Annotated in this window: 1 protein-coding gene and 1 pseudogene; both read right to left on the bottom strand. The window is 46.5% G+C overall.

Annotated features, from left to right (window positions below):
- Positions 1–175 (bottom strand): annotated as a pseudogene (locus AB4585_RS22830) (electron transport complex subunit RsxG); the annotation flags it as partial.
- 4 nt (positions 176–179) lie between these two features.
- Positions 180–344, bottom strand: a 165-nt coding sequence (locus AB4585_RS22825; protein WP_372171088.1) for an RnfABCDGE type electron transport complex subunit D, incomplete at its 5' end; no start/stop codon positions are given.

Genomic DNA, 344 nt, shown 5'->3' with positions numbered 1-344 from the left:
GTTCATTGTCGTGCAGGCTCGTTGGGATCACTTGATTAAGCTGTCCTTGCAACTGAGCGATTTGCTGCGCTTTGATTGTATCCTCGGTCAACAGATGGGTAACAGAGACCACACCTGTTGTGATGCAAGCGAACATGGCGAGAACTAAACCGTTTTTTCGTATGGTTTTTAACATGATATTACTTGTGACCGTAGGTTCTAGGTTGTGTGTAGTAGTCGATAAGCGGTACACACATGTTGGCGATAATAACCGCAAAAGCAACGCCGTCTGGGAAGCCGCCAAAGGTGCGAATAATGACGATCAGTGCACCGATTAAGCCACCAAAAATCAGTCGGCCCTTAAT

Source organism: Vibrio sp. 10N.222.49.C9 (assembly GCF_041474985.1).
GTDB classification, from domain to species: domain Bacteria; phylum Pseudomonadota; class Gammaproteobacteria; order Enterobacterales; family Vibrionaceae; genus Vibrio; species Vibrio crassostreae_C.
This window is presented reverse-complemented; position numbering and strand designations above follow the sequence as displayed.